The sequence below is a fragment of the Niveispirillum sp. FG148 genome, from assembly GCF_057809655.1.
Map to the genome: position 1 here is coordinate 41,368 of NZ_JBMDKJ010000039.1, position 10,092 is coordinate 51,459.

General features: G+C 64.1%; 8 protein-coding genes. 5 read left to right on the forward strand and 3 right to left on the reverse strand.

Features of this window, described 5'->3' with window-relative positions:
• Window positions 1-109 precede the first annotated feature (109 nt).
• From ACODTW_RS25660 to ACODTW_RS25670, 3 genes are all read left to right on the forward strand, one after another.
• Complete coding sequence (locus tag ACODTW_RS25660; RefSeq protein ID WP_488948988.1) at window positions 110-1,453, forward strand: GH1 family beta-glucosidase; 1,344 nt, start codon at window positions 110-112, stop codon at window positions 1,451-1,453.
• A 42-nt stretch (window positions 1,454-1,495) separates the two neighbouring features.
• On the forward strand, window positions 1,496-2,584 hold the full coding sequence (locus tag ACODTW_RS25665; RefSeq protein ID WP_488948989.1) for a LacI family DNA-binding transcriptional regulator: 1,089 nt from the start codon (window positions 1,496-1,498) through the stop codon (window positions 2,582-2,584).
• Between the two features lie 398 nt (window positions 2,585-2,982).
• Window positions 2,983-5,322 (forward strand): TonB-dependent receptor, encoded by a 2,340-nt coding sequence (locus ACODTW_RS25670; protein WP_488948990.1) that lies wholly within the window; start codon window positions 2,983-2,985, stop codon window positions 5,320-5,322.
• Window positions 5,323-5,459: 137 nt separating this feature from the next.
• Here ACODTW_RS25670 and ACODTW_RS25675 read toward each other — a convergent pair whose 3' ends face one another.
• The 3 genes from ACODTW_RS25675 to ACODTW_RS25685 form a co-directional block, all read right to left on the reverse strand.
• Entirely contained in the window at window positions 5,460-6,440 is a 981-nt protein-coding gene (locus ACODTW_RS25675) for a LysM peptidoglycan-binding domain-containing protein (protein WP_488948991.1), read from the reverse strand.
• 43 nt (window positions 6,441-6,483) lie between these two features.
• Window positions 6,484-7,137 (reverse strand): cytochrome b/b6 domain-containing protein, encoded by a 654-nt coding sequence (locus ACODTW_RS25680; protein ID WP_488948992.1) that lies wholly within the window; start codon window positions 7,135-7,137, stop codon window positions 6,484-6,486.
• A 65-nt stretch (window positions 7,138-7,202) separates the two neighbouring features.
• Complete coding sequence (locus tag ACODTW_RS25685; protein WP_488948996.1) at window positions 7,203-7,670, reverse strand: c-type cytochrome; 468 nt, start codon at window positions 7,668-7,670, stop codon at window positions 7,203-7,205.
• Window positions 7,671-7,921: 251 nt separating this feature from the next.
• Here ACODTW_RS25685 and ACODTW_RS25690 point away from each other — a divergent pair, with 251 nt between their 5' ends.
• Both ACODTW_RS25690 and ACODTW_RS25695 read left to right on the forward strand, forming a co-directional pair.
• Entirely contained in the window at window positions 7,922-8,521 is a 600-nt protein-coding gene (locus ACODTW_RS25690; protein WP_488948993.1) for an LOG family protein, read from the forward strand.
• Window positions 8,522-8,681: 160 nt separating this feature from the next.
• The gene (locus ACODTW_RS25695; RefSeq protein ID WP_488948994.1) at window positions 8,682-9,899 is read left to right on the forward strand and encodes an NADP-dependent isocitrate dehydrogenase; all 1,218 of its coding nucleotides are present in this window, start codon (window positions 8,682-8,684) and stop codon (window positions 9,897-9,899) included.
• Window positions 9,900-10,092 lie beyond the last annotated feature (193 nt).

Here is a 10,092-nt window from a genome sequence, read left to right on the forward strand (position 1 = left end):
TTCTCATGAACGGCCACCAATGCCGGACAATTCCCCTGCGCGCACCGATGGCGTCGCAGGGAGTTTCCGGCTGAGCCCTTTTTCCGACAGGCAACAAGTGACGGCGACGATGCGTTTTCCCGACGGGTTCAGGTGGGGTGTCTCCACCTCCAGCTATCAGATCGAAGGCGGGGCGCCCGATGACGGGCGCGGGCCCAGCATCTGGGACAGCTATTGCGCCAATCCAGGTAAGGTGGCCAATGGCGACACCGGTACCGTGGCCTGCGACCATTACCATCGCTGGGCCGATGACCTGGACCTGATCCGCACCTTGGGCGCGCAGCAGTACCGGTTTTCCATCATGTGGGGCCGGGTGCTGCCGGAAGGGACCGGAGCGACCAACCAGAAGGGTCTGGATTTCTATGACCGGCTGGTGGATGGCATGCTGGAACGGGGGCTGGAACCCTGGCCCTGCCTTTACCATTGGGACCTGCCTCAGTCGTTGCAGGACCGGGGCGGCTGGGTCAACCGCGACAGTGCCTCATGGTTTGCCGATTATGCGGCCCTGATGGTGCAGCGGCTGGGCGACCGGGCCCGCACCTGGGTCACCTTCAACGAACCATCCGTCTGCGCCTGGGTCGGGAATGAGGAGGGGCGCCATGCCCCCGGATTGACCGACCCGCGCGCCGCCGTGCGCGTGGCACACCATCTGAACCTGGCCCATGGGCGGGCCGTCAGCGTGGTGCGCAGCCTGGCGCCGGGCGTGCCCGTGGGCTTCGTGCTGCCCGTGCACAAGGGCCGCCCCCTGCCCCAGTACGCCGAACGCGACCAGCATCTGGTGCCGCTGTTCGAGGATAAGTGGAACGGCGTCTTCCTGGGCCCCGTCCATCTGGGCCGCTATCCCGACAGCATGCTGGAAAGGTTTGCCCCGCATATCCAGGCGGGCGACATGGCGGAGATCCATCAGCCCGTGGATTACCAGGGGGTGAACCATTATTTCCCGACATATCTGTCCCCGGCCGAGGGCACGGCCTGGCCGTTCCGCATCGTGGAGCCGCCCAAATATCTGCGCCGGACAGAGATGAACTGGGGCATCGATGGCAACGCCTTCCAGGAGATCCTGGAGGGGTTGCGCCGCGACTATGGCAACCCGCCCGTCTTCGTGACGGAGAACGGGGCCGCCTTCCTGGACATTCCCGGCCCCGACGGGCGCATCGATGACCAGGACCGCATCGCCTATTACCGCGATTATCTGGCCGGCATGCACCGCGCCATCGCCGCCGGGGCCAATGTCCAGGGCTATATGCCCTGGTCGCTGCTGGACAATTTCGAATGGGCGCACGGCTATGCCAAGCGCTTCGGGCTGGTGCATGTCGATTACCGCACCCTGAAGCGCACGCCCAAGGCCTCCTTCGACTTCATGCGGCGGGTGATGCACGAGAATGAGGTGCCGCCGCCGCCCGAGAACCCTTAATCTCACGCAACCGCCACAGGTGAACCCGAAGAGCCGACCGCCATGCAGCCAAGCCAGCGCACCAACCTGAAAACCCTTGCCGAGCATCTGGGCCTGTCGATCACGACCGTGTCCCGGGCGCTGAAGGACGGGCCGGAGGTCAAGCCGGACACGGTGGCGCGCGTGAAGCAGGCGGCGGCCACACTGGGCTATCTGCCCGATGCCGGCGGCGTCTATCTGCGCACCGGGCGGACGATGAAGATATGTTCGGTCTTCTTCGCGCCCGAGGTGGCGGATTATGGCGATGCCGGCTTCCTGGCCCAGGTGGAGGGCGTGTCGCGCACGTTGGAAAGCGACAGCTACAACCTGATCGTGCTGGCCCAGACGGCCAGCCAGTCGCCGCTGGAGACCGTGCGCCGCGTGTTCCAGCAGCGGCTGGCCGACGGGATCATCTTTTCCCGCACCACGCCCATGGATGAACGCGCGCGCTTCTGCCTGGAATTCAAGTTCCCCTTTGTCAGCTTCGGCCGCACGGAACTGCATAGCCCCCACGCCTTTGTCGACCATGATGACGAAGGCGGGATCTATGACGCCGTGGTCCGGCTGGCGGCAGAGGGACATCGGCGCATCGCGCTGTTCAATCCCACGGGCGGCCTGACCTATGCCGGGTTCCGCCTGCGGGGATATCAACGGGCGCTGGCCGAACTGGGCATTCCCTGGGACAGGTCGTTGCTGGTCACGTCCAACCTGTCCGTCTGGGCCAGCCAGGGGGCGGTGCGCGACCTGCTGCAACGCGATCCCGGCGTCACCGCCATCCTGTGCGCCAACCAGCTCTCCATGTTCGGCGCCATGGAAGCAGCCCTGGAACAGGGCATGGACCCGGCCCGCGACGGGCTGCGCATCGTCGGTTTCGGCGGCATGCCCTTCCGCATGCCGTTCGAACAGGGCGTGACCTACTATTACCAGCCGCAGCGCCGCGACGGCGAGGAACTGGCCCGCCACATGCTGGCGCTGCTGGGCGGTGAGCCGGCGGAGAGCCTGCAAACGGTGTTGCCCTATCAGCGCATCGACGATCTGCAACAGTTCCGCATGGACCTGCGCGCCCAGGCCGCCGCCCGGGAAAGCCAGCAAATCACCGAACAAGGGTCGTGAAAGACCCGGTGACAAGGGAGAGAGGACGACAGATGAAGGCAGAAAAGAGCTGACGATTTAGGGGCTTTGGAAACGGGCTGCGCTTAGCAGTTTCCTGCCTCCCCCGCGAAAGCGGGGGTCCAGGGGCCAAGGGGGCGCATGGTCGCCGCAGCATTGACAAGGTTCTGGAACGGTCGGGCGCTTGGCTCCTGGCCCCCCGCTTTCGCGGGGGAGGCGGTGAGCGGCGCTTCCCAAACCCATTCCCGCGCCTGAAGCCTGTTTCATCACCGCACCCCATGCCCCCCGGCACGCCATCCGCCTGCCGGGGAGGGTTGATTATTACCCAAAACAGACCCAGCCGGGCAGCACCGCCGCCCGGTCAGGGGAGAATTTTGCCGAGAACAGGGAGGAGAGAAACCATGTCCATCACGATGAAGAACATCCGGAAAATCCTGCTGACCGCCACCGCGGCCGGTGCCATCGCCGCACCAGCCGTCGCCCAGACATCCAGTGCCATGCTGGAAGAGATCATCGTCACCGCCGAAAAGCGCGCCGTGTCGTTACAGGATACGCCTTTGGCGGTGACAGCCCTGAGCCAGGCAGCCCTGGACCAGTTACAGGTGTCGGACCTGAAAAGCATCGTGTCCATGGTGCCGGGTCTGCAGATCGGGCAGAGCAGCAACCAGGCCGCCGTGGACGTGGCCATCCGCGGCATCGTCTCCACCAACCGGACGGAAGTGGGCGACCCCGCCGTGGCCTTCCATGTCGACGGCATCTATTCGCCGCGCCCGCAGGGCGCCACGGCGCTGCTGTATGATGTGGAGCGGGTGGAGGTGCTGCGCGGGCCGCAAGGTACGTTGTTCGGCCGCAATTCCAATGCCGGCGTCGTCAATATCATCACCGCCAAGCCGGACGCGGAAAAGGCATCCGGCTCCATCGATCTGACGGCGGGCAATTACAGCCTGTTCCGCGTCAAGGGCCACCTGAACACGCCCATCACCGACACGCTGGCCATCCGCGCCGCCGGCTATGTGGAGAACCGGGAGGGCTTCATCGATTTCGCCCCCGGTTCCAAGGTGCCGCCGGGAGCGGACAAATATGACAATGCCGATCGCTATTCCGGCCGCGTCAGCGCGCTGTGGACCCCGACGGAGAATTTCAAGCTGTTCGTGTCGGGCGAGCGCTTCTCCGACCAGGGGGCGGGCACGGTGCCGGTCAATGTCACCCCGCTGCCCGGCACCTGGCGGCGATCGGCCGTCATCGACAGCCCCGGCGTGCTGAAGCAGGTGAATGACACGGTGCGCCTGCGTGCCGATTACCAGCCGCTGGAAAGTGTGGAGGTCAGCTACCTGTTCGGCTGGGCCCATATGACGCGGCAGAATGTGAACGACAATGATGTCGGCTACGCCCTGGACCCGGCGCTGCGCGCCCTGCCCCGCCCGCCCGTGTCTCCCGCCTTTGCCGAGGAGCGGCGGTTCGAACGCGGCGTCTTTGACAGCAGCCAGCACGAATTGCAGATCAAATCGGTGGGGGCGGAAAAGCTCGACTGGCTGCTGGGCGCCTTCTACTACCAGGAGGACAATGATATCCGCTTTGATATCGACTTCCGCGACGATACCGGCACCATCCCCGGCCAGTTCGATCCCAATGACCGGCGCGACGCCCAGACCTTCATCCAGCCGGGCCGCGACCTGTCCTCCTGGGCTTTGTTCACGCAGGAAACCTATCACCTGACCGAGGATGCGCGGCTGACGGGCGGCCTGCGCTATACCCGCGACAGCAAGAAGGATGTCGGCGGTCGCAACTATGTCTGCAACCGCAACAATTCCACCCCGGCCACGGGCGGCATCAATGTCATCGGCATTCCCACATCCCAGATCCCCAGCCTGTGCGTGGTGACGGCCCGCAATGACGCCGACAAGCATTGGTCCAAAGTGACCTGGATGGCGCGTGGCGAATATGACCTGTCGGACGATCTGCTGGCCTATGCCATGGTCAATACCGGCTTCAAGTCAGGCGTGATCCAGGATGGCGGCACGGCTGCCGACCCGGAGAATGTCACCAATTACGAGCTGGGCCTGAAATCCACCCTGCTGGGCGGCGATCTGACCTTGAACAATGTCGCCTTCTATTCCGACTACAAGGACATCCTGCGCGCCAACACCGTCATCGGCGCCAACGGCATCCAGCAGTTGGTCACCGTGAATGCCACCAAGGCCAGCATCTATGGCCTGGAATCGGAAGCCAGCTGGCGTGTCGGCGCCAATGACCGGCTGCAGATGTCGGCGGCCCTGCTGAGCGCCGAATATGATGATTTCAAGACGGTCGACACCAACATCTTCACGGCCGGCAACCCCAACGGCGCCATCAACCTGAAGGGCAACAAGCTGCCCTTTGCGCCGGAACTGGCCATCACCCTGGTCTATGAGCATTTCTTCGACCTGCCCAATGGCGGCGTCATCGTGCCGCGGGTGCAGAGCAAGTATCAGTCGAAAATGTACCTGACCGACTTCAACCGCGCGACCGACCGCCAGGGCGCCTATACCCGCACCGACCTGTCGCTGCGCTATGAATCGCCCGCCAATTGGCAACTGGAAGCCTTCGTCCAGAACTTGGAGGACAAGGCGGTGAAGAACAATATCGACATCCGTGGCCAGCAGCCGGCTTCCACCGGCACCATACCGGGCTTTGCCGGCGTCGCCCGCGCCTTCTATGACGCGCCACGCACCTGGGGCGTACGCGCCGCCTATCGCTTCTGACGGTTTCCTTCCAGGGACGTGTTCCAGCTCCCGAACGCGTCCCCCTCCGCCCGCCGGCAACTTCTGTCGGCGGGCGCCTTTTTTGGGCATCTGGGTCCTGCCCCCCCGCGGGGGGGATAGGCCAGGAAGCGGCGAGATTACTTTCCTTCCGGCACCAGGAATATCTGCCCAGGATAGATCAGGTCGGGATCACGGATCTGGCCCTGGTTGGCCTCGAAAATGACCGTGTAGCGGACACCTTCGCCATAGGTGCGGCGCGCGATGGCCCACAGGTTGTTGCCGGGGACCACGACGACGGCGCGGTTGGACAGGGCCTGTTCGGGAATCGGCTTCTTGTCGAAATTCACCTCTGCCCGGCTGACCACCTTGCTGTCGGGACTGACCTGATCGACGCGCAGGCTATATTGCCCATCCTCCAGTCCGCGACCGGGGGTGATGGTCCAGCGGCCATCCTCCCCCACCTTGCCACGGCCGATCAGGTTGTTTTGCAGATAGAGCATCACCTCGGTCCCCGGCTTGGCCTGGCCACCAACGGTCACCTTGCCGCCGCGGTCATAATCGACCGTGTCGATCGTGACCTCTCCCGCCGGACGCGGGGCGCCGCCCTGGTCCAGGGTGCGGGGCGCCTGCAGGACGCGGCTGCCATCGCTGCCCGACAGCACGGCCAGCGCATCCCCGTCGCCGCGCCGTCCGGCCAGATCGCGGTCACGCTCCGGCACGGCCAGCACCACCGTGCTTTCACCCTTGGTCACCGCGCCGCCTGGCGCCACCTGTTCCAGCCGCAGTTCACGCGCGCCGGGGGACAGCGGGCTGGACGGCATGAATACCCATTCCCCGCGCGCATCAGCGACCACGCTGCCCAGGACCTTGTCACCTTCCAGGATATTGACCGTCGTGCCGGGCACGGCACGGCCAGCAATAACGGTCGACCCATTGGCTTCCACCCGCACCACGTCAAAGGCCGGCAGGCTGGTCTTCTGGGCCGCGGGCGCCTGGGCAGCGGGCTTGCCCGTGGGGCCCGCTGACGGGGACTGAAGCTGCCAGGCAATGGTTCCGATCACGGCAACGCCCAGCACGGCCAGCGGGATCAGAATGGCGCGGTTCACAGGTGTCTTCACCTTTTTCGCCCTATCTCTTCGGGGAAACATTCCGGGGCAAATGTCAGGCGAAGCTGACCATACCCCAGATGGCGGCCACGGATATTGCCGCCACAATCAACGCCCGGACAAGCGAAACGATCCGCGGTGCCTTCACATCGTCGCCGACGGCCAGCCGGCCCGTCACCATGGGGCGCACCAGATCCAGCCGCTTCAGCCCCGCATAGGCGAAGATGGCCAGGACATGCAGCGCGACAATGGCCAGCAGGATGTTGAAATTATTCAGATGGATGGTCCGCGCCAGCGCCGCGACCTTGCCGCTGACATGGGGTACCAGCGGTCCGTCCACCAAAATCCCGTCGCTGGTGAACAGGCCCGAACCGGCCTGCACGCCCACCAGGGTCAGCAGCCCGACCACGGCCAGGGCACCCAGCGGATTATGCCCGACATGCGGGGCCAGACGGCCGGGTGCGCGCAGCTCCGCCACATGATGGGCGATATCCTTCGGACCACGCAGAAAGCTTTTGAACCGCGCCGTCTCGCTGCCGACCAGGCCCCAGACGATGCGGAACAGAATCAGGGCAAGGGCCAGATAGCCAAAGCGCATGTGCCAGTCGAATGCCTCCTTCTCTCCGCTGATCCAGGCGCCGGCGACGGCGGCCACCAGCAGCCAGTGGAACAGACGGGTTGGCAGGTCCCAGACCAGTATCTTGCGCATCAGACGATCCCCAATACGAGAACAGAGGCGGCTTCCCGGACGCATGCCCGGGAAGCCGCAACCGATCAATCCTCGCGATAGACCTCGTGGCAACCCTTGCAGGTGCCGCCGACCTTGCCCAGGGCCGCACCGATGGCAGCCTTGTCACCGCTGGCGGCAGCCGTCACCAGACCACCAGCCTCCGTCTGGAAGGCAACGGTCTTGGCCTTGAAATCGTCCATCTTGGTCCAGATCTCGGGCTTGGCCTCGCTCTTGCCCACGCCCACGGCGGTGCCGGCCGGCCACCAGTTGGGGAAGGCCTTCGACACGGCCTGGATGGTGGCGGCGGCCGCCTGCACATCGGCAACCGTGCCGGTGCCATCCTTCAGGAAGCCGCCGATCGCCTTCATGGCGCCGCCGGCCTTTTTCAACTCGGTCTTGCGGGCGTCGACAACGGCCAATGGGTCCTGCTGGGCCTGGGCCGTGAAGACGAACCCAGTCAGACCGGCAACGGCGACCATGCCCGCCAGCAGGGCGCCATAACGATGCTTCATCACTCAACTCCTCCGTCTTGCTGCCGGGCGGAAAGCCGCCCGGGCGGTGAAGCGGCCCCCGATCCGGTTCGGGCGGGCGCGTAGAACGACCGTAGGTGCGCTTGTATCCGGCCGGCAGATAGTGTAGGGCCGAAGGGATCGACGGCGCAGCCATGTCGCAAACGAGGGACAGAGTGCCCGCTGTCGGGGTCCATTTGCAAGCCGGTGCCATGGGGTACCGGTTGATCGCTGTTCAGGAAAGCACACCCATCATGTCCTCCATCCGTAACGTCTGCGTCTATTGCGGCTCCTCCGACTTCGTTTCCGACATCTACAAGGAGGCGGCGCGACGCACGGGCGCGACGCTGGCGGAAAAGGGTTATGACATTGTCTATGGCGGTGGCCGCGTGGGCCTGATGGGCATCGTGGCCGATGCCGGGCTGAAGAACGGCGCCAAGGTGGTCGGCATCATCCCCGAGCATATCAAGCGCTACGAAGTCGACCATACCGGCCTGACCGAACTGGTCGTCGTGGAGAGCATGCATACCCGCAAACAGATGATGGTGGAGCGCTCCGACGCGTTCGTCATCCTGCCCGGCGGAATCGGCACCCTGGACGAGATGTTCGAGATCATCACCTGGCGCCAGTTGCGTCTGCACGGCAAGCCGGTGATCATCGTCAATATCAACGGTTTCTGGGACCCGCTGCTGGCCCTGCTGGACCACATGACGGAGACCGGATTCATGCGCAAGCCCAACCTGCCCGGTGCCGCCGATCAACTGTATCATGTCGTCCGCAGCGTGGACGAGATCGCCCCCCTGCTTGCCGAGCTGACGGAGGCCCACCACAAGGTTCGAACCGATCGCATGTAACGGTGCCGGCATTGCCATTGTCGCAGGCCAGCCCCGCAGCTTGAACGAAAATTGCGCCAAAGGCCCAGGTTGCGACAGCGGCGCGATTGGGCTTTATTGACACCGCCGGACCGGCCGCTGGATCGCCCCCGGCACCCCTCACCCCTGGGAGAGCGCCCCCATGACGAAGATCAAAGTCGTCAATCCGATCGTGGAACTCGACGGCGACGAAATGACCCGCGTGATCTGGCAGTTCATCAAGGACCGCCTGATCCTTCCTTATCTGGACGTGGACCTGAAATACTACGATCTGGGTGTCGAAAACCGCGACGCCACGGACGACAAGGTGACCGTCGAGAGCGCCGAAGCCATCAAGCAGTATGGCGTGGGCGTGAAGTGCGCCACCATCACCCCCGACGAAGCGCGGGTGAAGGAATTCAACCTGAAGCAGATGTGGAAGTCGCCCAACGGCACCATCCGCAACATCCTGGGCGGCACGGTGTTCCGTGAACCGATCATCTGCAAGAACGTGCCGCGCCTGGTGCCGGGCTGGACCCAGCCCATCGTCATCGGCCGCCACGCCTTTGGTGACCAGTACAAGGCCACGGACTTCATCATTCCTGGCGCCGGCCGTCTGTCCATCACCTTCACGTCGAAGGACGGCACCAGCAACATCCGCCATACCGTGTTCGATTTCGACGGGCCGGGCGTTGCCATGGGCATGTACAACGTGGACGAGTCGATCCGCGGTTTCGCCCGGGCCTGCATGAATTACGGCCTGCTGCGCAATTACCCGGTCTATCTGTCGACCAAGAACACGATCCTGAAGGCCTATGACGGCCGCTTCAAGGACCTGTTCCAGGAAGTGTTCGAGGCGGAATTCGCCGACAAGTTCAAGGCAGCCGGCATCACCTATGAACATCGTCTGATCGACGACATGGTGGCGTCCGCCCTGAAATGGTCGGGCAATTTCCTGTGGGCCGCCAAGAACTATGACGGCGACGTGCAGTCGGATCTGGTGGCGCAGGGCTTCGGCTCGCTGGGCCTGATGACGTCCGTCCTGATGACCCCCGATGGCAAGACGGTGGAAGCGGAAGCCGCCCACGGCACCGTGACCCGTCACTATCGTGACCATCAGAAGGGCAAGCCCACCTCCACCAACCCGATCGCCAGCATCTTCGCCTGGACGCAGGGTCTGACCTATCGCGGCAAGTTCGACGAGACGCCGGAAGTGGTGGAATTCGCCAAGACCCTGGAACGCGTCTGCGTGGAAACGGTCGAAAGCGGCTTCATGACCAAGGACCTGGCCACTCTGATCGGCCCGGACCAGCCCTGGCTGACCACCCAGGACTTCCTGGCCAAGCTGGACGAGAACCTGCAGGCCGCCCGCGCCAAGTAAGGCTGCCTGCCAAGACATACAAGTTCAGGACGATGATCCCCGGCCGTGGCGACGCGGCCGGGGATTTTTTATAAGAAACTGGGGTTGATATAATGCCAAATTTCAATCAATAATGCAGACATATCCAATGCGATACAGGATAACTGGGAATTATGATGACCACGGAGCTGCAAATTCCCGCCTCTTATAGAGC

Excerpts from the sequence above, each read along its gene's own strand:
- ACODTW_RS25660 (WP_488948988.1), top strand. The coding sequence starts at position 110 with ATGCGTTTTCCCGACGGGTTCAGGTGGGGTGTCTCCACCTCCAGCTAT.
- ACODTW_RS25680 (WP_488948992.1), bottom strand. The coding sequence starts at position 7,137 with ATGCGCAAGATACTGGTCTGGGACCTGCCAACCCGTCTGTTCCACTGG.
- ACODTW_RS25695 (WP_488948994.1), top strand. The coding sequence starts at position 8,682 with ATGACGAAGATCAAAGTCGTCAATCCGATCGTGGAACTCGACGGCGAC.
- ACODTW_RS25690 (WP_488948993.1), top strand. The coding sequence starts at position 7,922 with ATGTCCTCCATCCGTAACGTCTGCGTCTATTGCGGCTCCTCCGACTTC.
- ACODTW_RS25685 (WP_488948996.1), bottom strand. The coding sequence starts at position 7,670 with ATGAAGCATCGTTATGGCGCCCTGCTGGCGGGCATGGTCGCCGTTGCC.
- ACODTW_RS25670 (WP_488948990.1), top strand. The coding sequence starts at position 2,983 with ATGTCCATCACGATGAAGAACATCCGGAAAATCCTGCTGACCGCCACC.
- ACODTW_RS25665 (WP_488948989.1), top strand. The coding sequence starts at position 1,496 with ATGCAGCCAAGCCAGCGCACCAACCTGAAAACCCTTGCCGAGCATCTG.